The organism is Pararhizobium sp. DWP3-4 (assembly GCF_049898205.1).
Classification (GTDB): domain Bacteria; phylum Pseudomonadota; class Alphaproteobacteria; order Rhizobiales; family Rhizobiaceae; genus Pararhizobium.
This window is the reverse complement of record NZ_JAFCXF010000009.1, coordinates 150,909-173,581: the sequence shown is the minus strand read 5'-3', so window position 1 is coordinate 173,581 and position 22,673 is coordinate 150,909. Positions and strand designations below refer to the sequence as shown.

Genomic DNA, 22,673 nt, shown 5'->3' with positions numbered 1-22,673 from the left:
ACCGGTCCTTTTTCGCATTCAATCATTGAATTCTTCGGTGACGGGTTCGGTCACCCGGACCGGGCGTTCCGAAGGGTCGCGGCCGACTTCGGCCTTCAGGCTGACAAGCTCGATGAAGTGGTCGGCCTGCCGGCGCAAATCGTCGGCGATCATCGGAGGCTGGGTCGACATGGTCGAGACGACGGAGACCTTGCGTCCCTTGCGCTGCAGCGCTTCCACCAGAGTGGTGAAGTCGCCATCGCCGGAAAAGATCACCAGGTGATCCACCGTTTCGGACTGTTCCATCGCATCGATGGCCAGTTCGATGTCCATATTGCCTTTGATCTTCCGGCGCCCGAGAGAATCGGTAAATTCCTTGGCCGGCTTTGTCACAACCTTGTAACCGTTATAGTCTAGCCAATCGATCAGTGGCCGGATCGATGAATATTCCTGGTCCTCGATCAGCGCCGTGTAATAATACGCCCGAAGCAGGTAGCCACGCTTCTGGAAGGCCTTGAGAAGCTTGCGATAATCAATGTCGAAACCAAGGCTTTTCGACGCGGCGTACAGGTTGGCCCCATCGATGAAGAGCGCGATTTTTTCGCGTGGGTCGAACATCGTAATTCCTTTTTGTTGTCTTAATGTCTTTTGTATTCAACCTTGGCGAGCATAAACGTCCTCGGTAGCAGACAGTTCGAATACATTAAGCTTCCATCATATTCCAGCTTTCTAAGCCAGCATTCGCTTTAGTCTAAGAAAATTCGGCTTGGAATAGCTAGTTCTCGCAGTTTTTTGCTAAAAATATCAGATATCCAGCTCTGATTAGATTTTTTTTCTGATGGGTAAGGCGTGACGCCCTCAGCACAAATGTCAATTTCTCCATGCTTCATCAGGGTTTAACAATATTCAACCATCATTTAGGCGGATGTCAAAGCCAATCGCTCGGGAGTGGTTATTCGGATATCATTTTCGCCTCCGGCACTGCCCCAGCCGGGATTTCCGGATATCTTTTTTTGCATTGCAGGAAAAACTTGAATTTATGCGGTTTTGATTGTATCGGGCAGGGTAATTCCTGAAATCGGAGCCGCGCATGCTGTCAAGCCGACGGCTGGACGGGTTCCGGTGTTGTTAATCAGCGCAGCAGCGGATCGTCCTTATGGCATCCATGATTTCAGCTGCGCTCTTGAGATCCAAAGGACAGGCAATGGCCCGCGTCACCGTTGAAGATTGCATCGACAAAGTCGATAACCGTTTCGAGCTTGTGCTTCTGGCAAGCCATCGCGCCCGCCTGATCTCGCAGGGCGCTGCGATCACCATCGATCGCGACAACGACAAGAATCCGGTCGTCGCATTGCGCGAAATCGCCGACGAAACGTTGTCGCCGGGCGACCTCAAGGAAGACCTGATCCACTCGCTGCAGAAGCATGTCGAGGTCGATGAGCCCGAGCCCGATCCGGCTTCGATGATCAGCGGCGACGCCGGTTCGGTTTTTGCCGACCAGTCGGGCGAAGACGATCAGCCGGAAGTGGTGACCTTCGACCGCATGTCGGAAGAAGAGTTGCTGGCCGGCATCGAAGGCCTTGTTCCGCCGGAAAAAAGCGACGACTATTGAGCCAATGCGATGTCCGGCCTCTTGGCCGGACGCGCTGCTCGGATGCAATGCCGCGTTTTCGTTTGGAATTCGCGCAACGCCGGTATTTGCAAAGCAGTGCGCCACTCCTATGATTGGCGCACTTTTTGTTTCCGGATCTCTCCTGGAGTCCCTCGCGGATGATGCGCCAATACGAGCTCGTTGAGCGCGTTCAAAAATACAAGCCCGATGTAAACGAAGCACTTTTGAACAAGGCTTATGTTTACGCCATGCAGAAACATGGCCAGCAGAAGCGGGCGAGCGGCGATCCCTATATCTCCCATCCTCTCGAAGTCGCCGCTATCCTGACCGAGATGCATCTCGATGAATCGACCATTGCGGTCGCACTGCTGCATGACACGATCGAGGACACGACGGCGACGCGCGCCGAAATCGACGAACTTTTTGGCGAAGACATCGGCGCGCTGGTCGAAGGTCTCACCAAGATCAAAAAGCTCGATCTCGTGACGAAAAAGGCCAAGCAGGCGGAAAATCTGCGCAAGCTGCTTTTGGCGATTTCCGACGATGTGCGCGTTCTTCTCGTCAAGCTTGCCGACCGGCTGCACAACATGCGCACTCTCGACCATATGTCGGCGGAAAAGCGTGCCCGGATTTCCGAGGAGACGATGGATATCTATGCGCCGCTTGCCGGCCGCATGGGTATGCAGGACATGCGCGAAGAGCTTGAAAACCTTGCCTTCCGCCACATAAACCCGGAGGCCTTCCAGACGGTCACCCGGCGCCTTGAAGAGCTTTCGACCCGCAACGAAGGGCTGATCAAGAAGATCGAGGACGAGCTGGGTGAGCTGCTCCAGGCCAGAGGGCTGACGGGCACTCTCGTCAAGGGGCGGCAGAAGAAGCCCTATTCGGTTTTCAAGAAGATGCAGTCGAAGTCGCTGTCCTTCGAGCAGCTTTCCGACGTCTGGGGCTTCCGCATCATCGTTGCCGATATTCCGGACTGCTACCGGGCACTCGGGATCGTCCACACCCGCTGGCGCGTCGTCCCCGGCCGGTTCAAGGATTATATCTCGACACCGAAGCAGAACGACTACCAGTCGATCCACACGACGATCGTCGGCCCGTCCCGGCAGCGCATCGAATTGCAGATCCGCACGCGGCTGATGCACGAAGTTGCCGAATACGGCATCGCCGCCCACACGCTCTACAAGGATAGCGTCGAGCCCGTCGGCGAGGTCAAGCTGTCGCCGAAGTCGAACGCCTATTCCTGGCTGCGCCGGACGATCGAGTCGCTTGCGGAAGGGGATAATCCGGAAGAATTCCTTGAGCATACAAAGCTCGAACTGTTCCAGGATCAGGTCTTCTGCTTCACGCCGAAGGGCCAGCTGATCGCGCTGCCGCGCGGCGCGACCCCAATCGACTTTGCCTATGCCGTTCACACCAATATCGGCGATACCTGCGTTGGCGCCAAGATCAACGGCCGGATCATGCCGCTGGTCACGCGATTGAACAACGGTGATGAGGTCGAGATCGTCCGCTCCGGCATCCAGGTGCCGCCACCGGCCTGGGAAGAGATCGTCGTTACCGGCAAGGCCCGGGCCGCCATCCGCCGCGCCACGCGTGCCGCCGTACGCAAGCAGTATTCCGGGCTCGGCTACCGCATCCTTGAACGCACGTTCGAGCGGGCCGGAAAATCCTTTACCCGCGAGGGGATGAAGCCTGTCCTGCACCGGCTCGGCCACAAGGAGATCGAAGACGCGATCGCCGCCGTCGGACGTGGCGAACTGTCCTCGCTCGATGTCCTGCGCGCCGTCTATCCCGATCACCAGGACGAGCGGGTCACGGTCAAGCCTAATGACGAGGGCTGGTTCAACATGCGCAGCGCCGCCGGCATGGTCTTCAAGCTGCCTGGACGCCCGAAGGACATGTTCGACGTGCTGGACGGCGAGGGGCCGGAGGCTCTGCCGATCCGCGGGCTTTCCGGCAATGCCGAGGTGCATTTCAGCGCGTCTGGGGCAGTTCCTGGCGATCGTATCGTCGGGATCATGGAAAAGGACAAGGGGATCACCATCTATCCGATCCAGTCTCCAAGTCTGCAGAGGTTCGACGAGGAATCCGAACGCTGGATCGACGTGCGCTGGGATCTCGACGAAGCCAACAATACCCGGTTCATGGCACGCATACAGATCAATGCGCTCAACGAACCGGGAACGCTGGCCGAGATTGCCCAGGCTGTCGCCACCAGCGATATCAATATCCGCACCCTGTCGATGGGCCAGGTGGCCGCCGATTTCAGCGAGTTCCAGCTGGATATCGAGGTCTGGGACCTGCGTCAGCTCAACCACCTCATCACACAGATCCGCGACCTGCCGAGCGTTTCCACGGTCAAGCGCGTCTTCGAGTAATGCCGCCTCTCAGGCGTCATCGTTTCTCTTTCCATCGGGGCGATACCGATGGCCAGCCGCAAGTCTCATACTCATCAGGCGACGGCTGGCAGAGGCTCGTGTCCATGTTTCGCCATGATTGACGGCCGTTGCGCATAGCCTGGCGGCAATTGCACTCCGATTGTGCATTTTTTAAAGCGAAAACGTGCAGGTCATGCGCGCAGTGCATGGCTGCCGCCTTTTTGTAGCTCTGGTGAAGAGAGCCTGCTTTGACTATCTTCAGCGTCGGGAGGTAAACGAAAGAAGGTTTACCATGTTTAAGCAACTGAAGAAGATCACCAACGCCCTGCGCGTCCCGTCTGTTGAAGACCGCGAACTCAACTACCTCAATGGTTCGCTCGACCGCATCGACCTGGAATACCGTCAGCGTCAAATCGACCGCGGCCTGTTCCGCAACTCGTTCTAAACTATCGTCTTGTCCGGCTGCCTGCATCGCCAGGCTGCCGGGACCTATGCGTATAGCGTATGGCCGATCGGCTTTCTGTGCATGAAGCGCAGATATGATCCGCTTTGCGAATGCTGTCCGAATGGGCTGTCTGCACGTGCGGCGCTGGAAATGCAGTTTTTCGCGCCGAATGCCATTGAACAGCCATATCCCCATCGTCTATCAGATAGTTATGTTGTTCAGACGCAAGAAGCCGGCCACGTGGTCGGGAAAGCTCCGTGAATTCCTGTGGCCGCGAAAAGGTTTTTCGCGCGGGCTGCGTTATCTGTCGATGCGTGTGCTGAGGCTGTCGTCGTCGCCTCATTCGATCGCGGTCGGCGTTGCTGCCGGCGCTGCGTCCTCGGCGACCCCGTTCGTCGGCTTTCACATTCTCATCGCGCTGGCTTTTGCCTATCTCTTGTCCGGCAACATGATCGCGGCAGGCATATCGACGGCGCTGGCCAATCCTTTGACCATTCCGTTCATCCTGGCGGCCACTTACGAGCTTGGCTTGATCATGCTGGGCACGGAGGGCAACGGCGCCATGGCCGGTCAGGACATCCTCCACATGTTGCGCCATCTCGAAATTTCCCATCTGTGGGAACCTGTTTTGAAGCCGATGCTGATCGGCTCGGTGCCGCTTGCAGCCGCCAGCGCCGTGGTTTTCTACGCGGCGGCTTATTATGCGGCAAGACTGTTCCAGTCCCGCCGGCACATCCGCCGCCAAACCAAGATGCAGGCACGTGCCGTCGCCTGGGCCGATGATGTTTGATTTCTGACGAATTTTTAACTTGGCAGAGGGCGCACCGTTTGCTCTTGTTGCGTTTCACTAGGGTATTTTCATTTCGATGATTATCGGCATCGGCAGTGACCTGATCGACATCCGGCGTATCGCCAGTTCGTTGGAACGTTTCGGCGAGCGTTTCAGCCATCGCTGCTTCACCGATATCGAAATCCGCAAATCGGAAGGCCGCAAGAACCGCGCCGAATCCTATGCCAAGCGGTTTGCCGCAAAGGAGGCCTGTTCAAAGGCTCTTGGCACCGGCCTGGCGCAGGGGGTGTTCTGGAAGGACATGGGCGTCGTCAATCTGCCGGGCGGCAAGCCGACGATGCAGTTGACCGGAGGCGCTGCCGAGCGGCTGGCCGAAATGCTGCCGGCTGGCCATCGCGGCGTCATTCACCTGACCATCACCGACGATTTTCCGCTGGCGCAGGCCTTCGTCATAATTGAGGCTCTGCCCGTTGCTCAAGATTGAGGAAGCGTTTAGAGCATGTCCAAATGAAACGGACCGTACAATCGGGCTTGCGTTCATTTGAAAGGACGGCGCCGCGCAGGATATGCGTCAGGCAGCCGCTGATCGGATGGCCATCGGGGTACGGAACCGTAGCGAATAGATCCACCCGGCTTTGATGCGCGTGTGGTGATCAGATCAAGGAACAAGTGGCGTGGCAGAAAACATCGACAAGAAGCAGGCTGGCGGCCTTTGGGAGAACGTCAAGGTCATCATCCAGGCGCTGCTGCTCGCCGTAGTGATCCGCACCGTGTTCTTCCAGCCCTTCACCATTCCGTCGGGCTCGATGATGCCGACGCTTTTGGTCGGCGATTACATCTTCGTCAACAAGTTCGCCTATGGCTATTCGAAATATTCCCTGCCGTTTTCGCCAGACCTGTTCGAAGGCCGCATTTTCGCCAGCGAACCCAAGCGCGGCGACGTCGTGGTGTTCCGCTTCCCGCCGAACCCTGACATCGACTACATCAAGCGCCTGATCGGCTTGCCGGGTGACAAGGTCCAGGTTCGCGACAGCATTCTCTACGTCAACGACACGGCCGTTCAGCGCGTTCCGGACGGCATGTTCCGCGCCGACGACCAGTACGACACCGGCGCCGAGGTGCCGGTTTTCCGCGAAACGCTCGACAACGGCGTCAACTTCGACACGCTCGACCAGTTTCCGGATTCGCGCGGCGACAACACCCGCGAGTTCATCGTTCCCGAAGGCCATTATTTCATGATGGGCGACAACCGCGATAATTCGGCCGACAGCCGCTTCGACGTCGGCTTCGTCCCGGCACAGAACCTTGTCGGCCGCGCCTCGATGATCTTCTTCTCGCTCGGCAACGACACATCGTTCCGGGAAATCTGGAAATGGCCGGCCAACCTGCGTTACGACCGCCTGTTCAAGAGCGTCGAATGAGCAAGGGCCGTTCGCTGAACACCGAGGACCGGCAGCGGCTTGAGGTCGCGATCGGTTACAGCTTTGGCCAGAAGGAACGGCTCGACCGGGCGCTGACCCATGCCAGCGCCCGCAACGCCAAGGGCTCCAACTACGAGCGGCTGGAATTTCTGGGCGACCGGGTGCTCGGGCTCTGCGTCGCCGAACTGCTGTTCGATACCTTCAAGGATGCCGACGAGGGCGAGCTTTCCGTTCGCCTGAACCAGCTCGTCAGTGCCGACAGCTGCGCGCTCGTCGCCGATACGCTGTCGCTGCACCTGTTCATCCGCACCGGCGCCGACGTGAAGAAGCTCACCGGAAAATCGATGCTCAATGTGCGCGCCGATGTGGTAGAGTCGCTGATCGCGGCGATCTATCTCGACGGCGGGCTGGAGGCTGCACGTGGCTTCATCCAGCGCCACTGGTTGTCGCGGGCAAGCCGGGTCGATGGCGCGCGGCGCGATGCCAAGACCGAACTGCAGGAATGGGCCCACGCCAAATTCGGCTTGACACCGAGCTACCGCATCGACGACCGCTCCGGCCCGGATCACGATCCGCGCTTCACGGTGACGGTCGATATACCCGGTATAGGTCCCGAGACGGGCATCGACCGGTCCAAGCGCGCTGCCGAACAGGTGGCCGCCACGAAAATTCTGGAACGCGAAGGCGTCTGGAAGAAAGCGACGACGGCCTGATCTGTCCGGTGGCACGGTTCCTCCCGAAAGATCAGGCAATCCTTTGACAGACAATGCGATTTTGCGCGCCTCGGCGGCGCCCGGTCGCCCAATCGGAAATTACGGACACCATGAGCGAAACAGAACCAACTGCAGTAGAAACCGAAAAGGGCCCGACCCGGTCCGGTTTCGTCGCCCTGATCGGCGCCACCAATGCCGGCAAGTCGACGCTACTCAACAAGCTGGTCGGCGCCAAGGTGTCGATCGTCAGCCACAAGGTGCAGACGACGCGCGCCATCGTGCGCGGCATTGCCATCCACAAACGAGCCCAGATCGTCTTCATGGACACGCCCGGCATCTTCAAGCCGCGCCGCCGTCTCGACCGCGCCATGGTCACGAGCGCCTGGGGCGGCGCCAAGGATGCCGATGCGATCATGATGCTGATCGACAGCGAACGCGGCCTGAAGGGCGACGCGGAAACCATTCTCGAAGGTTTGAAGCATGTCGAGCAGCCGAAGATGCTGGTTCTCAACAAGATCGACCAGGTCGAGCGCGAAGATCTGCTGAAACTTGCGACGGCCGCCAATGAATTCGTCGATTTCGAACGCACCTTCATGATCTCGGCGCTGACCGGCTCCGGCTGCGACGACGTGCTCGATTATCTCGCCATGAAACTGCCGGAAGGTCCCTGGTACTATCCGGAAGACCAGATTTCCGACCTGCCGATGCGCCAGCTCGCTGCTGAAATCACCCGCGAAAAGCTGTTCCTGCGCCTGCATCAGGAATTGCCCTATTCGTCGCATGTCGAAACGGAAAAGTGGGAAGAGCGCAAGGACGGCTCGGTGCGCATCGAACAGGTCATCTATGTCGAGCGCGACAGCCAGAAGAAGATTGCGCTGGGCAAGAACGGCGACGCCATCAAGGCGATTTCCATGGCGTCGCGCAAGGAACTGTCGGAAATCCTCGAACAGCCGGTCCACCTGTTCCTGTTCGTCAAGGTTCGCGAAAACTGGGGCGACGACCCCGAGCGTTTCCGCGAGATGGGCCTGGAATTCCCGAAGTAATTTTGTCTGCAACAAACCCTGCCGGCGCCTCCGTCAGCAGGGTTCTGCCACCGCTGGTTCTGGTCGCGGCCAGCGGCCGATCGCCGTGAATGCCACGACCGCGCCGATGCCGAGAACAACGACCGATGACAATGCCACCCACGCACCGCCCTGTTCGATGAGCACGGCAAAGGCGAAGGGGGCCGCCGCCGAGACCGCCAGCCGGACGGCGGCCAGTTTTCCCAGCATTTCGCCATAGCCCGAAGCGCCGAAAAGAAACAGCGGCAGCGATCCCTGCACGATGCTGGCAAGGCCCGAGCCGAGGCCGACGAGCAGGGCAAACAGGATTGCTCCCCAAAGGTGGTCGCCGGAAACGATCAGCACCGAAGCGCCGCCGATGATGAAAACCGCCGAGAGAATGGCGAGCGTCAGCGGCGATATATTCCGCCCCATCAGCATGTTGGTGAAGCGGCTGAGCACCTGTGCTGGTCCGAACAGGGTTCCGACCAAGACGGCGCTTGCGCCAAGCCCGACCGCCCCGAGCAGAGGCACCATGTGAAACAGCAATGAAGCGAGCGCAAATCCTTGCAGCGCAAACCCTGTGGCCGTCAGCAGGAAGGCGCGACGCCGGTGTTCCGCGATCACGGTACCGCCCGGGGCCTTGGTATGCGCAGGCTGATTTGCCGATTCGGCTCGGGCAGCCTGTCGCGCAAGCCAGGTGATCCAGAAATGGACCGGCAGGCAGACGGCCAAATTGAGTGCGGCGAAGATCAGGTAAATCGCGCGCCACGAAAAATGGTCATGCAGTTCGACCGTGACCGGCCAGAAGATGGTCGAGGCAAAGCCGGCAATCAGCGTCAGATGCGTGATGCTGCGCTGGGCATTGCCGGGAATGATCTGCACCAGCGTTGCAAATGCTGCATTGTAGAGCACCAAAGCCGAGACGATCTCGATCGCGACGATGCCGGCGACATAGGCCACCGGATTGAAGGCGGAGGCGCAGATGATCAGGATGACGGCGGCGGCAGCCGAGCCGATCGTCATGATCCGGCTTGCCCCATACTGGTCCATCCAGCGCCCGACACGCGGCGCGATGAGGCCGCCCGCCAGAAGGGAGGCGGAGAAGATGCCGAAGACGACTTCCACCGGCCAGCCGAAGTCAGCCGCCATGTCCGGCGCCAGAATGCTGAAGCTGTAGTAGAGCGTACCGTATCCAATGATTTGCGTCAGCCCGAGACCGAAAATCAGGAGCAGACGGTTGCGCGGCGAGGGCGAGGTCATAAGCTTTTCAGCCCGACCCGTTGCTCCAGTTTTGCCGCATCCTCCTTACGCTCGCTATAACGGTCGGTGAGGTAGCCTGAAACATCGCGCGTCAAAAGCGTGAACTTCATCAGTTCTTCCATCACATCGACCACGCGGTCGTAATAGGCCGACGGTTTCATCCGGCCATTTGTGTCGAATTCCTGATAGGCCTTGGCGACGGAGGACTGGTTGGGAATGGTGATCATCCGCATCCAGCGCCCGAGAATGCGCATCTGGTTGAGCGCATTGAAGCTCTGCGAGCCACCCGAGACCTGCATGATCGCCAGCGTTCGCCCTTGCGTCGGCCGTACCGACCCGACCGACAACGGGATCCAGTCGATCTGCGCCTTCATGATGCCGCTCATGGCGCCGTGCCGCTCCGGGCTCACCCAGACCTGGCCTTCCGACCACAAGGATAGCTCACGCAATTCCTGCACCTTCGGATGGCTCGCCGGTGCTGCGTCGGGTAGGGGCAAGCCTTCCGGATTGAAGAACTTCACCTCCGCGCCGAAATGCGTCAGCAGACGGCCCGCTTCCTCGGCAAGCAGGCGGCTGTAGGAGACCGTCCGGAGCGAGCCGTAAAGAACGAGAATGCGCGGTGGATGACTGGAGCACGGCGCGCGTAACGCACCGATATCAGGCTTACGAAGATGGTCGAGGCTGGCTGCGGGCAGATCAGACAAGACGCTTGCCCCCGGCATCGAGCACCTGTTCGCCGTCTTCCTTGGCAAACGCGCCCTGATGCGTATCCGGCAGAATATCGAGCACGACTTCGGACGGCCGGCAGAGCCGCGTGCCGATCGGCGTGATGACGAACGGCCGGTTGATCAGGATGGGATGTGCCAGCATCGCATTCAGAAGCTGGTCGTCGCTGAGGGCCGGATCGGCAAGGCCAAGCGCGTCGTAGGGCGTGCCTTTTTCGCGGATCGCTGCGCGGACGCTGAGGCCAGCAGCCGCAATCATCGTCTTGAGCTGGTCGCGGCCCGGCGGGTTTTGCAGATAGTCGATCACTGATGGTTCGATCCCGGCATTGCGGATCATTGCCAGCGTGTTGCGCGACGTGCCGCAATCGGGGTTGTGATAGATGGTGACGGTCATGATTGGCCTCGGCGCGGATGTTTAAATGTTGGTGGAGGGCTGCCGCAGCAACCAGTTCATCAGGATAAGCGCACAAAGCGCGCCCAGAAGTTCGGCAATGACGAAACCCGGCAGATCGAGCGGCCGGATTCCGGAAAAGGTGTTGGTCAGCGAGCGAGCCAGCGCCACGGCGGGGTTGGCAAAGGACGTTGACGCGGTGAACCAGTAGGCGGCGGTGATATAGAGCCCGACCAGCCATGGGATGGCCTTCTGATCGAAACGGATGCCGGCAAGGATGACGGCGACGAGGCCGAAAGTTGCGATCCACTCGGAAAACCACTGGGAGCCGCCGGTTCGGAGCGTCACAGAAGCCTCGATCACCGGAAGATCGAACATCAGATGCGCCGCTATCGTCCCGGCAATGCCGCCCACAACCTGTGCCGCGACATAAAATCCGAGGTCGCGGCGCGCCATATCGCGCTTCAGTGCGAAAACCAGCGATACGGCCGGATTGAAATGCGCGCCGGAGATCGGCCCGAAAATGGTGATCAGCACCACCAGAATGGCGCCGGTCGCCAGTGTGTTGCCGAGCAGCGCCAGCGCCGTATCGTCCGTCAGCCTATCGGCCATGATGCCGGAACCGACCACGGTCGTTACCAGCAGGCAGGTTCCAAGCGCTTCGGCGACAAGACGGCGTGGCAGATCGAATGCCGGCATCATTCGGCTTTCGCCGGGTTGATCGATGCGCCTTCCATTGCGCCGATCTGGCGCAGATGTGTTTCCATCGCCAGCTTGTCGATTGAGCTGTGCGGCAGGCTGAGAAAAGCTGTGATCCTGTTTTTCAAGAAACGTGCGGCCAGCGAGAAGGCCCGCTCTTTCTCGAATTCGGTGCCTTCGACAGCGGCGGGGTCCTCGACACCCCAATGTGCAGTCATCGGATGGCCGATCCACACAGGGCAGGCCTCGCCGGCCGCATTGTCGCAAACCGTGAAAATGAAATCCATCCGCGGTGCGCCGTCGACCGCGAACACGTCCCAACTCTTCGAGCTGAAGCCGGTCGTTGGATAACCGAGCGCCTTCAATTCCTGCAAAGCGAGGGGATGAACGGTTCCCTTTGGATAGCTGCCTGCCGAATAGGCCTTGAAGAGGCCTTTTCCTTCAGCGTTCAGGATGGATTCGGCGAGAATTGAGCGGGCTGAATTTCCCGTGCAGAGAAAGAGCACGTTGTAGATGCGGTCAGGCATGGCCTTTTTCCTTCGGCGTACAGCAGGGAACGAGATCGGCGATCAGCGGCGCGCACAGATCGGGATGACCGGCGCAGCAATCTTTCAGGAGGAAAGTCACCACTTGGCGCAGGCTGTCGAGACTGGCGCGATAGACGATGGACCGGCTTTGCCGCTCGGCCGTGATCAGGTCGGCCCGTTGCAGGGTCGCCAGATGGGTCGACATGGTGTTGTGGGGGACCCCGAGCAGCCGGGCGATTTCGCCGGCTGGCAATCCGTCCGGCTCATGGGTGACGAGCAGCCGGAAGGCATCCAGGCGCGTGGTCTGGGCGAGGGCGGCAAAGGCATTGACGGTGGTTACATTGTCCATGTGTCGAGAACTATCGACATAATAATCATTCGTCAAGATCGATTTGCCGCCACCGGCTGGCGATGCTGATCATCGAACAGTCTGTCACGGACGCGCCGTCTTGCCGTTTTTCCGCGCGCATGAGATGCCAGAGCGAGAAGACGGCCCGGCGGTTCCGGGGCTGGACGAGGACAGTGACGATGCCGCAGCTGGTCGATGGGAAATGGGAAACCGGCGATGTCGCCGCCAGCGAGATGAAGAACGGCGCCTTTCACCGCGAGCCGACCAGCTTTCGCAACTGGATCACGGTGGATGGATCGCCGGGGCCTGATGGCCAGCCCGCTGTACCCGCCGAAGCCGGCCGCTATCAGCTTTTCGTCGCCTTCATCTGCCCCTGGGCCTCGCGCACCTTGATGATGCGCAATCTGAAAGCCCTGCAGGACATCATTTCCGTGTCGATCTCCGAGCCGGAACTGGGCGAAAACGGCTGGACCTATGCGCAGCCGCAGGATGCCGGCCCGCGTGCCGGCAAGATCCGTTACCAGCACGAACTCTATACGGCGTCCGACCCGCACTATACCGGCAAGGTCTCGGTCCCGGTGCTCTGGGACCGCAAGGAAGGACGCATCGTCAACAACGAATCGGCCGATATCATCCGCATCCTCAACACCGCCTTCAATCACCTGACGGGCGATAACCGGGATTTCTATCCGCACGCCCTGCGCCCGGACATCGACCGCTGGAATACGCCGGTCTACGAGCGGGTCAACAACGGCGTCTACCGCGCCGGCTTTGCCAAGACGCAAGGCGCTTACGAGGAAGCGGTGACCAGCCTTTTCGACATGCTGGATACGCTGGACGCCCATCTGTCCGCCAACCGCTACATCGCCGGGATCTATTTCACCGAAGCCGATATCCGCCTGTTCGTCACGCTGATCCGCTTCGATGCCGCCTATCACGGCGCCTTCAAATGCAATCTGCGGCGTCTGGAAGACTATCCGAACCTGTCGAACTATCTGCGCGAAATCTATCAATGGCCGGGCATTCGCGAAACGGCCAGGATCGATCATATCAAGCGCGGCTATTACTCCATCGCCCATATCAACCCGACCGGGATCGTGTCGCTTGGCCCGGTGCTCGATCTCGATCGCCCGCATGACCGCGCGAGGCTTGCAGGGCAGGGTGTTGCTGCTGGCTGACCGCCCGATTTGATAAGCAAATAAATCCTTGAGGGACCAGCAAAGCCATTGCCGAATGGTAAAACATCATTATTTTTAGTGGGTGTTCTGATGGATAGAGCTCCCCGACCGGGGCGCCCAGACGATTTGCCCGGCAGCCGGATGGCAACCGCTCTTGCGAATTGCTCACATTCCGCCCTCCCGGACGACGACGATGGCGCTCCAGCTGCGGTTCTTCTCGTTTCCGAACGTCCGGCAAAGCCGAGGCCGGCGGCACGTGACCATTCGCCAGAATGCTCTGCATCTGTGGTCGAGGTCCGGAAAGAACACAACATTTCTGAGAATTTTCCGACGGCTGGTTCAAAAAGGCAATCTGACACTCATCCTCTCGTCTGGAGAACGGGCGATTCTCGGCGACGGGTCCGGCGTTCCGGTCACCGTGCGGACGCTGGACGAGGAGGCCGAAAAGGCGATCCTGCGCGATCCGGGCCTGCGGTTCGGGGAAATGTATGTCGAGGGGCGCATCGTCATCGAGAAAGGCAACATTTTCGACCTGTTGTCGATGGTCAAGGCCAACGGTATGGAAAGGGCTGCAACGATCAGCAACACGGCGACGGCGCTCCTGCATGTGGCCGAACAGCAGATCAAAAGCCGCCTGCCGGTCAATCGCAACAGGCACAATGTCGCCCATCACTATGATCTCGACGGCAAGCTGTTCGACCTGTTCCTCGATCAGGACTGGCAATATTCCTGCGCCTATTTCGATCCGCCGGGCATCGGCCTCGACGAGGCGCAGACGGCAAAAAAGCGCCATATCGCCGCCAAGCTTTTGCTGGAGCCGGGCCATTCTGTGCTGGAGGTCGGCTCTGGCTGGGGCGGCATGGGCATGTATCTGGCCGAATCCTCCGGCGTCGATGTTACCGGCATCACGCTGAGCGAAGAACAGCTGAAAGTCTAACGCAGCCGGGCACAAAAGCGCGGGCTTGAGGATCGCGTGCGGTTCGAGCTGCAGGATTACCGTACGATGACCGATCGCCAGTTCGACCGTATCGTCTCAGTGGGCATGTTCGAGCATGTCGGCATGGTCAACTACGGCAATTTCTTCACCAGGATGGCAGGATTGCTGGCACCCAAGGGCGTGATGGTGCTGCATTCGATCGGCCAGGCGGAAAAACCCTGGGCGACCAATCCCTGGATCGAGAAATACATCTTTCCCGGCGGTTACATGCCGGCGCTGTCCGAGGTGGTGCCGGCGATCGAGAAGGCCCGGCTGGTGATCCGCGATATCGAGATCCTGCCGATGCACTATGCCCACACGTTGCGGGCCTGGCGCGAACGGTTCACCGCCCGCAAGGAGGAAGCGATCCGGCTTTATGACGAGCGTTTCTTCCGCATGTGGGAGTTCTATCTGGCATCGTCGGAAACGGCCTTCCTCTACGACAAGCTGTCGATCTTCCAGATCCAGCTGTCGCATGAACTGGAGGCCGTGCCCTATACGCGCAATTATATCGGCGAGCGGGAGGAGCGCCTGCGGGCGTTCGAGAGGACCCGCGCGCCACTGGAGCCAGTGGAATTCTGAGCCATCCGCCGGCACGGCACCGGTATCCACCTGTGGACGCCCCCAGGCGAGGGGGCGCCTTCACTTGGCCTTGATGGCATGTGCATCTATGCTCCCTGCCAAATCAGCGCAAACCACGGAATGCCATGTCCCTGCCATCAAAATCCATCGCCGTCCTCATCGCCCAGGAAATCAAGGCAACGCCCGCCCAGGCGATCTCGGCCATCGAGCTTCTGGACGAAGGTGCGACCGTGCCCTTCATCGCCCGCTACCGCAAGGAAGTGACCGGCGGGCTGGATGATACGCAGCTGCGCAATCTTGCCGAACGGCTGGTCTATCTGCGTGAACTCGAGGCGCGGCGGATTTCCATTCTCGATTCGATCCGCAGCCAGGACAAGCTGACGGCAGAACTGGAAACCAAGATCGCCGGCGTCACCACCAAGGCGGAACTGGAAGACATCTATCTGCCCTACAAGCCCAAGCGCCGCACCAAGGCCGAGATCGCCCGCGAACGTGGCCTGGGGCCGCTTGCCGAAGCGATCCTTGCCGACCGGACGATTGCACCGGCCGACCGCGCCAGCGCCTATATCACCGCCGATGTGCCGGATGTGAAGACGGCGCTCGATGGCGCCCGCGACATCATCGCCGAAGGCATCAGCGAAAATGCCGACCTGCTCGGCCGGCTGCGTGCCCATATGCGCCAGGTGGCGCTGATCCGGTCCAAGGTCGTAGAGGGTAAGCAGGAGGCCGGCGCCAAGTTTTCGGATTATTTCGATCATTCGGAGAAATGGGCAACCGTGGCCGGACACCGGGCGCTTGCCATGCTGCGCGGCTGGAACGAGGAATTCCTCTCCGTCGATATCGTCGTCGATCTCGACGACACGTCGCCGGTCAAGCCGGTCGAGCGCACCATCGCCGCCGTCTACCGGGTTGGCGGCACTCTGCCGGGCGACAAGTGGCTGATGGAGATGATCGGCTGGACCTGGCGCATCAAGCTCTCCATGTCGCTGTCGCTCGACCTGATGCGCGAACTGCGCGAGCGGGCCGAAGAAGAAGCGATCCACGTTTTCGCCCGCAATCTCAAGGATCTCTTGCTTGCTGCCCCCGCCGGTTCGCGTGCCACGATGGGCCTCGATCCGGGCATCCGCACCGGCGTCAAGGTGGCCATCGTCGATGGCACCGGCAAGCTGCTGGAGACCACCACGGTCTATCCGTTCCCGCCGAAGAACGACATTCGCGGCACGCAGGCCGAACTCGCCAGCCTCGTGCGCAAGCACAAGGTCGAACTGATCGCCATCGGCAACGGCACCGGCAGCCGCGAGACCGAACGTCTGGTTGCCGATATGCTGACGCAACTGCCGGCCGGCCCGAAGCCCACCAAGGTCATCGTCTCGGAAGCCGGCGCGTCGGTCTATTCCGCCTCGCAGGCCGCAGCCGATGAGTTCCCCGGCCTCGACGTTTCCCTGCGCGGCGCCGTCTCGATTGCCCGCCGCCTGCAAGATCCGCTTGCCGAGCTGGTGAAGATCGAGCCGAAATCGATCGGCGTCGGCCAGTATCAGCACGATGTCGATCAGGGCCGCCTCAACCGCTCGCTCGAAGCCGTCGTCGAAGATGCGGTGAATGCGGTTGGTGTTGATCTCAATACCGCTTCGGCCCCGCTGCTTGCCCGTGTTTCCGGTCTCGGAAAGTCCTCTGCGGAAGCCATTGTCGCCCACCGCGATGCGACCGGCGCCTTTACCAGCCGCAAGGAGCTGATGAAAGTGCCCCGCCTTGGCGCCCGCACCTTCGAGCAATGCGCCGGGTTCCTGCGCATCCGCGATGGCAAGGAGCCGCTCGATGCTTCCTCGGTGCATCCGGAAGCCTATGGCGTTGCCAAGAAGATCGTCGCCGCCTGCGGCCGCGACCTGCGCGCCATCATGGGCGACAGTGCCGCACTCAAGCAGCTTGATCCGAAAACCTTTGTTGACGAGCGTTTCGGCCTGCCGACGGTCAAGGACATTTTTGCCGAACTCGAAAAGCCCGGCCGCGACCCGCGCCCGAGCTTCAAGACGGCAACCTTTGCCGACGGCGTCGATGACATCAAGGACCTGAAACCCGGCATGCTGCTCGAAGGCACGGTCACCAACGTCGCCGCCTTCGGTGCCTTCGTCGATATCGGCGTGCATCAGGATGGGCTCGTGCACGTCTCCCAGCTTGCCGACCGCTTTGTCAAGGATCCGCATGAGGTGGTGAAAGCCGGCGATGTCGTGCAGGTGCGCGTCACCGAGGTCGATGTCCCCCGCAAGCGTATCGGTCTTACCATGCGCAAGGACGGTGCCGCTGAGTCAGGCGCTAACGAGATGAAGAGCGATCCGAAGGCCGCCCACCAGGCCCGTCAGACCCTGGCCCGCACCCAGCAGCAAAAGCCGCAGGCACCGTCGCAAGGCGCATTTGGCGCCGCACTCGCCGAGGCGATGAAGCGGAAATAGGACGCAGAGCATCGGGAGATCTGGTTGCCGGCATGTCCGGCATCCGGCAATCGGATTCCGTGCTGATTGTCTTCGTCTGCCGCCGGGGGTAAAACTCAAGATATGCAATGGAGCGATCAGGCCATCATCATCGGCGTCAAGCGGCACGGGGAAACCTCCGTCGTCGCCGAGGTGATGACGCGGGCGCGCGGCCGCCATCTCGGGCTTGTGCGCGGCGGCCGGTCGCGGACGATGCAGCCGGTGCTGCAGCCCGGCAATGAGGTCGAGGTCACCTGGCGGGCGCGGCTCGACGAACATCTCGGCGAATTCAGGATGGAGCCGGTGCGTCTTCGCGCCGCCCGGCTGATGGAGGCGGCAACCTCGGTCTATGGCGTCCAGGCCATGGGTGCGCTGCTGCGGCTTTTGCCCGAGCGCGATCCGCATCCGCATCTCTATGAAGCGCTCGATGTCATCCTCGAAAACCTGCACGATCCCAGAGACGCCGGAGAACTGTTCGTCCGCTTCGAGATCGCGGTTTTGAACGATCTCGGCTTCGGTCTCGATTTGGCGGAATGCGCGGCGACCGGCACGCGCGACGATCTGATCTATGTTTCGCCGAAATCCGGCCGCGCCGTCAGCCGTTCAGCAGGCGCGCCCTATGCCGACAAGATGCTGGCATTGCCCGGTTTTCTCGCCGAAGGTGGCGCTGCCGACTATGACAGTTTGGCCGCCGCCTTCCGCATGACGGCCTTCTTCCTCCACCGCCACGTCTACGAACCACGCGGCATCGGCCTTTCGACCGCCCGCGACGGTTTCGTCCAGGCCGCACTCAAGGCTCTGAAACCGCAAAGTGCTGCAGTCCCTCCATAAGGAATCCCGAAAGCATGAGCGTCGAACTCTACCCTGGAATGACCGTGTCCGGCATCGGCACGGTGCCGCTTGAGGCTGTTGCGCGCGACGGCGGATTGAAGGCGATGCTCGATCTGCTGGCAGGCGTTCATCCAGCACCTCCGATGGCCGCGACGCTGAAATTCGGCTTGAGCGAAGTCGAAGAGGGCAGGGTTGTCTTCAAGGGCCTGCCATCCGCCGAGCATCTCAATCCGCTCGGCACGGTGCATGGCGGCTGGGCGGCGACGATCATGGATTCCGCACTTGGCTGCGCCGTCATGACGACGTTGAATCCGGGCGAGGCCTATACGACCGTCGAGTTCAAGGTCAATCTGGTGCGCCCGTTGCTGCCCGGCATGGGCGAGGTGTTCTGCGAAGGCAAGATCGTCCATCGCGGCCGCACGCTGGCAACCTCGGAAGCCTGGTTGAAGGACAAGAACGGCAAGCTGCTGGCGCATGGCACGGAAACCTGCGCCATCTTTCCGGTCGAGAATCTGATGCGGTAGGCTTGTGTCCGTCCGATCCGGTTGGCGCCGCGCCTTCGTATGCTGCGCCGTTGAGACTTTGTCCGGGGAATAATCAAAGTTTGGCAATTTTCCCGTGAACAGATGGCCCTGCTCATCCGTCTCCGATTTGGCCTTTGGTTGAAAACCTGTATGGTCGGCAGCATTGCGCCGGTCCCGGTGCCAGGGAGAAAACATGCTCGAAGTCATTGCTTTCGTTGCTTTTGGTCTCGCGCTCGCAGCGCTTCTCAACGGACGCAAGACAGCCGAAAGGCTGGACACCGAGATTGCCGCACTGAAGGAACATCTGGCGCAGCTGGAGGCGCTTCGTCCTGTCGTTCCGAGTGTCGATGCGGCGGTTGAAGCCGCAGATCGGCCGGAGGTGCCGCAAAGCGCGCCGCAACCGCTGGACACGCCTCCCTTCGAACGCAAACGCCTGGCGGATATCAAGACGGGCGACGCGATCTTCGGCGGCCCGCCGCCCAGCCAGGATGCGGTCGAAAAAGCTTCGCGCGGCGAGCCCGTCGCTGCCCGCTCGAACGCAGCGACCACCATCGATGCCGTCGCCCCCCGCCAGAAGGAAAGCCTCGAAAGCCGCCTCGGCGCGCGCTGGGCGGTCTGGGTCGGCGGTATCGCGCTGGCGCTCGGCGGCATTTTCATGGTCAAGTATTCGATTGATGCCGGGCTGCTCAGCCCGGCTGTACGCCTGTTCATGGCGGCTATCTTCGGGCTGGTGCTGATGGCGATCGGCGAATTCATCCGCCGCCGCGCCGTGCCGCTGGTTGGCGACGCATTCCAGAATGCGATGATCCCCGGCATCCTGACAGCTGCGGGCGCGGTGACTTTGTTCGGCGTCTGCTATGCCGCTCACGGCGTCTACGGGTTCATCGGCCCGGTAACGGCTTTCGCGCTGCTGGCTCTGGTATCGCTTGCCACCGTCGCCCTGTCGCTGTTGCATGGTCAGGCGCTGGCCGGCCTCGGCCTGCTGGCGTCGCTGGTCACCCCGGCACTTGTCTCGTCTGAAAGCCCCAGCCCCTGGACCTTGTTCGGCTTTCTCGGCATCGCCTGGATCGCCACCCTTCTTGCCGCCCGCATCCGCCGCTGGACGGTCGTGCCGTCGATGGCCAATATCGGCCTTAGCCTCTGGGCACTCGCCTATATCGCTTCCTCGACGCCATTCGAAACCCGGCCGGTGACCCTGGTCATGCTGGTGATGATCGCCGGTATCGGCTTCGTCTGGCCCGGCCGGCAGGCCGGCATCATCGACAGCGAACCGGTAGAGACGGACCAACCGCTGGAGACTGCGCGCACGTCCTGGGAACGCACCATGACGCCGCCTTTCGTCGCGATCACGGTGACAGCCGGAATTTCCGCTTTGCTGACAGCGCTGGCGATGATCAGCCCGCTCGCCACCGCGTCCGGCTATCCGGTCATCGAGTTCGGGCTGATCGTTACTGCTCTGGCCGCACTTGGCGCGGTGCGCCGCTATGCCGTTTATCCCGCCATCTTGTCGGCACTCGTCGCTGTGATCGGCGTCTGGAGCATGACGGCGCTCAGCGGCCTTTTGACCTTTATCGACCCATCGATGCCTGGTCACATCGCAACGTTTACGGTGTCCGGCCACACCGCGATGTTGGCCAGCATGCTGCTGTCCTGCGCCTTCATCGCCCTTGGCGCCTGCGCCATCCACCTGCACGGCACGGAACGTCCGCCGCTGGCAACGATCTGGGCTGCCATCGCAGCCGTCGTGCCGGTCGCGCTCATCGGCATGTCGCTGCTGATGACCGGCAACCTGACATTCGACCTGCCGCACGGACTGTTTGCGCTGGCGGCGGGCCTGGTTCTCCTCGGGCTCACCGAATGGTTTTCGCGCAGAAAGGCTGCCAGTGACGGGCTCGATCTGCCACAGGCGTTTCTGATCGCCGGTTCGCTCGGCCTTTTCGTCATCGCCTTGCATGCCCTGACCGATGGTCTGGCAACCACGATCCTGATTGCGCTTTTCGGAACGGGCTATGTCGCGGCAACGCGCCTGCGGTCCTGGCCCGCATTGCCCTGGATGATGGTCGGCGCTGCCATTGCCGTGCTTGCCCGCATCGCCTGGGAGCCGACCATTGTCGGCTCGCTCCATCTTGGCAAAACACCGGTCTTCAATGCACTCCTCGCCGGCTACGGCATTCCGGCGCTGCTTTTGGTTCTCAGCGCATTCGAGCTTCGCCGGTGGCCGGACCTGCGGGTGCGCAATCTGCTGCAGGCGCTCGCCAGCCTGTTCGTGCTGCTGACGGTCGCCATCCTGGTGCGTCATGCCATGAACGGCGGCGTGCTCGACAGTGCGGTGCCGACGCTCGGTGAACAATCGATCTACACGCTGCTCGCCATCGGCGGCTCCGCCATCATGATGACGCTCGACCGAAAATCACCAAGCCCGGTCTTCCGTTATGGCAGCATGGTCATCGGCGTCCTGTCGATCCTGTCGATCCTTGGCGCCCATCTGATCGGCCTCAATCCCTATTTCAGCGGCGAACTGCTCGGCTCAGTGCCGTTCTTCGATCTGCTGCTGATCGGCTATCTGCTGCCGGGATTGGGCTATGCCGGTCTTGCCTGGTATGCGCGCGGCAAACGGCCGGTTCCTTATGTCACGGTGCTCGCCGTCGCCGCTGCCGTACTGGTGTTTGCCTGGGCAACGCTGTCGGTCCGGCGGTTCTGGCAGGGGCAGAACATTGCCGACTGGAAGGGTTTCCTGCAGGGCGAGACCTACACCTATTCGGTCGTTTGGCTGCTGCTCGGCGTCTTGCTGCTGGTGCTCGGCTCGCGCTTCAATGCCAAGAGCATCCGTATCGCCTCGGCGGTGCTGGTCTTCGTGGCGGTGCTGAAGGTTTTCCTGATCGACATGGCCAATCTCGAAGGTTTTCTGCGCGCGCTCTCGTTTATCGGGCTCGGTGCCGTGCTGATCGGCATCGGACTGTTCTACCAGAAGATCCTGTCCGGCAAGGCTGGCGCCGAGCCGCAAACGCCGGTGGACATCGACGCGCAACCCGGCCAAGTAAACTGACGACTACGATTCGACTGTTCTTTCGGCATGGATTTGACATGAGCCACACTGCCTCGCTTGCCGCAGCCTTTGCGCCTCACCAGGCCCTTGCGGAACAATTGCTGCCTTATGCCGTCTCCGGCAATGACGGTTCGCATGATGCTGCCCATCTGATCCGGGTGTGGAAGAACGCTCTGCGCATCCATGGCTCGGAGGGGGGAGACCTGCGCATCATCGCCGCCGCCGTGCTGCTGCATGATTGCGTCTCGGTCGAAAAGAATTCGCCCGATCGCGCCCACGCCTCGCGGCTTGCTGCCGAAAAAGCTTTCGAGCTGCTCGACGAACTCGGCTGGAGGACTGCGGAGATCACTGCGGTGGCCCACGCGATCGTCACCCACAGCTTTTCGGCCAACATCCCGCCGGAAAGCCTCGAGGCGAAAATCCTCCAGGATGCCGACCGGCTGGATGCGATCGGCATGATCGGCGCTGCCCGCTGCTTCTACATTGCCGGGCGCATGGGCAGCGGCCTTTATGATCCACTTGATCCCTTGGCGGAAGATCGTCCGCTTGATGACAAGGCCTTTGCCATCGACCATTTCGAGACCAAACTGTTCAAGCTGACGGATGGCTTCCAGACCGCGGCAGGCCGTGCGCTTGCCCGCCAAAGGCAGGAACGGCTGCGCGCAGTGCTCGGCATGCTGATCGAGGAAATCTAGCCAGTACAATGTGTTGGCCGGATTGCCGGAATCAGTACGCA

The 22,673-nt window shown here is 60.9% G+C and carries 21 protein-coding genes and 1 pseudogene; 15 read left to right on the top strand and 7 right to left on the bottom strand.

Annotation, left to right across the window (positions count from 1 at the left end):
- Nucleotides 1–18 precede the first annotated feature (18 nt).
- Nucleotides 19–597 (bottom strand): NYN domain-containing protein, encoded by a 579-nt coding sequence (locus tag ACP7E6_RS22425; protein WP_426231919.1) that lies wholly within the window; start codon nt 595–597, stop codon nt 19–21.
- 586 nt (nt 598–1,183) lie between these two features.
- Here ACP7E6_RS22425 and rpoZ point away from each other — a divergent pair.
- From rpoZ to era, 8 genes are all read left to right on the top strand, one after another.
- Nucleotides 1,184–1,591 carry a DNA-directed RNA polymerase subunit omega gene (gene rpoZ / locus ACP7E6_RS22420; RefSeq protein ID WP_113246076.1) on the top strand — a complete coding sequence of 136 codons (408 nt, stop codon included), beginning with the start codon at nt 1,184–1,186 and terminating at the stop codon, nt 1,589–1,591.
- 158 nt (nt 1,592–1,749) lie between these two features.
- Nucleotides 1,750–3,972: a RelA/SpoT family protein gene (locus tag ACP7E6_RS22415; RefSeq protein ID WP_426231918.1), complete on the top strand. Its 2,223-nt coding sequence runs from the start codon at nt 1,750–1,752 to the stop codon at nt 3,970–3,972.
- Between the two features lie 292 nt (nt 3,973–4,264).
- Nucleotides 4,265–4,417 (top strand): DUF3563 domain-containing protein, encoded by a 153-nt coding sequence (locus tag ACP7E6_RS22410; RefSeq protein WP_082546971.1) that lies wholly within the window; start codon nt 4,265–4,267, stop codon nt 4,415–4,417.
- Between the two features lie 211 nt (nt 4,418–4,628).
- Complete coding sequence (locus ACP7E6_RS22405) at nt 4,629–5,207, top strand: DUF2062 domain-containing protein (RefSeq protein WP_426231917.1); 579 nt, start codon at nt 4,629–4,631, stop codon at nt 5,205–5,207.
- Nucleotides 5,208–5,283: 76 nt separating this feature from the next.
- Nucleotides 5,284–5,691, top strand: a complete 408-nt coding sequence (gene acpS, locus ACP7E6_RS22400; RefSeq protein WP_113313566.1) for a holo-ACP synthase — start codon at nt 5,284–5,286, stop codon at nt 5,689–5,691.
- A gap of 190 nt (nt 5,692–5,881) precedes the next feature.
- Nucleotides 5,882–6,628: a signal peptidase I gene (gene lepB, locus ACP7E6_RS22395; protein ID WP_426231916.1), complete on the top strand. Its 747-nt coding sequence runs from the start codon at nt 5,882–5,884 to the stop codon at nt 6,626–6,628.
- Nucleotides 6,625–7,341: a ribonuclease III gene (rnc, locus tag ACP7E6_RS22390; RefSeq protein ID WP_426231915.1), complete on the top strand. Its 717-nt coding sequence runs from the start codon at nt 6,625–6,627 to the stop codon at nt 7,339–7,341. The genes lepB and rnc overlap by 4 nt, the downstream gene beginning before the upstream one ends.
- A 110-nt stretch (nt 7,342–7,451) precedes the next feature.
- Nucleotides 7,452–8,384 (top strand): GTPase Era, encoded by a 933-nt coding sequence (era, locus tag ACP7E6_RS22385; protein WP_113313569.1) that lies wholly within the window; start codon nt 7,452–7,454, stop codon nt 8,382–8,384.
- A 33-nt stretch (nt 8,385–8,417) separates the two neighbouring features.
- Here era and arsK read toward each other — a convergent pair whose 3' ends face one another.
- The 6 genes from arsK to ACP7E6_RS22355 are packed head-to-tail and all read right to left on the bottom strand — an operon-like array spanning nt 8,418 to nt 12,335.
- On the bottom strand, nt 8,418–9,644 hold the full coding sequence (gene arsK, locus ACP7E6_RS22380) for an arsenite efflux MFS transporter ArsK (protein WP_426231914.1): 1,227 nt from the start codon (nt 9,642–9,644) through the stop codon (nt 8,418–8,420).
- The gene (arsH, locus tag ACP7E6_RS22375; RefSeq protein WP_426231913.1) at nt 9,641–10,366 is read right to left on the bottom strand and encodes an arsenical resistance protein ArsH; all 726 of its coding nucleotides are present in this window, start codon (nt 10,364–10,366) and stop codon (nt 9,641–9,643) included. The genes arsK and arsH overlap by 4 nt, the downstream gene beginning before the upstream one ends.
- Nucleotides 10,341–10,763: an arsenate reductase (glutaredoxin) gene (arsC, locus tag ACP7E6_RS22370; protein ID WP_426231912.1), complete on the bottom strand. Its 423-nt coding sequence runs from the start codon at nt 10,761–10,763 to the stop codon at nt 10,341–10,343. The genes arsH and arsC overlap by 26 nt, the downstream gene beginning before the upstream one ends.
- 21 nt (nt 10,764–10,784) lie before the next feature.
- The gene (locus ACP7E6_RS22365; RefSeq protein WP_426231954.1) at nt 10,785–11,459 is read right to left on the bottom strand and encodes an MIP/aquaporin family protein; all 675 of its coding nucleotides are present in this window, start codon (nt 11,457–11,459) and stop codon (nt 10,785–10,787) included.
- On the bottom strand, nt 11,459–11,986 hold the full coding sequence (locus ACP7E6_RS22360) for an arsenate reductase ArsC (protein WP_426231911.1): 528 nt from the start codon (nt 11,984–11,986) through the stop codon (nt 11,459–11,461). Before ACP7E6_RS22360 ends, ACP7E6_RS22365 begins: the two co-directional genes overlap by 1 nt.
- A complete protein-coding gene (locus ACP7E6_RS22355) occupies nt 11,979–12,335 on the bottom strand; it encodes an ArsR/SmtB family transcription factor (protein ID WP_426231953.1) in 357 nt (118 codons plus the stop codon). Before ACP7E6_RS22355 ends, ACP7E6_RS22360 begins: the two co-directional genes overlap by 8 nt.
- Before the next feature lie 179 nt (nt 12,336–12,514).
- Here ACP7E6_RS22355 and ACP7E6_RS22350 point away from each other — a divergent pair, with 179 nt between their 5' ends.
- The 7 genes and pseudogenes from ACP7E6_RS22350 (at nt 12,515) to ACP7E6_RS22320 (ending at nt 22,632) form a co-directional block, all read left to right on the top strand.
- Complete coding sequence (locus tag ACP7E6_RS22350) at nt 12,515–13,513, top strand: glutathione S-transferase family protein (protein ID WP_426231910.1); 999 nt, start codon at nt 12,515–12,517, stop codon at nt 13,511–13,513.
- Nucleotides 13,514–13,796: 283 nt separating this feature from the next.
- A pseudogene (locus ACP7E6_RS22345) lies at nt 13,797–15,071 on the top strand (class I SAM-dependent methyltransferase).
- Nucleotides 15,072–15,196: 125 nt separating this feature from the next.
- Nucleotides 15,197–17,518, top strand: coding sequence for a Tex family protein (locus ACP7E6_RS22340; protein WP_426231909.1), 2,322 nt, complete (start codon nt 15,197–15,199; stop codon nt 17,516–17,518).
- 102 nt (nt 17,519–17,620) lie between these two features.
- Nucleotides 17,621–18,367 carry a DNA repair protein RecO gene (gene recO / locus ACP7E6_RS22335; RefSeq protein ID WP_426231908.1) on the top strand — a complete coding sequence of 249 codons (747 nt, stop codon included), beginning with the start codon at nt 17,621–17,623 and terminating at the stop codon, nt 18,365–18,367.
- Between the two features lie 14 nt (nt 18,368–18,381).
- Nucleotides 18,382–18,891, top strand: coding sequence for a PaaI family thioesterase (locus tag ACP7E6_RS22330; RefSeq protein ID WP_426231907.1), 510 nt, complete (start codon nt 18,382–18,384; stop codon nt 18,889–18,891).
- A 193-nt stretch (nt 18,892–19,084) separates the two neighbouring features.
- Entirely contained in the window at nt 19,085–21,937 is a 2,853-nt protein-coding gene (locus tag ACP7E6_RS22325) for a DUF2339 domain-containing protein (protein ID WP_426231906.1), read from the top strand.
- Nucleotides 21,938–21,975: 38 nt separating this feature from the next.
- Entirely contained in the window at nt 21,976–22,632 is a 657-nt protein-coding gene (locus tag ACP7E6_RS22320) for an HD domain-containing protein (protein ID WP_426123362.1), read from the top strand.
- The last annotated feature ends 41 nt before the right edge of the window (nt 22,633–22,673 follow it).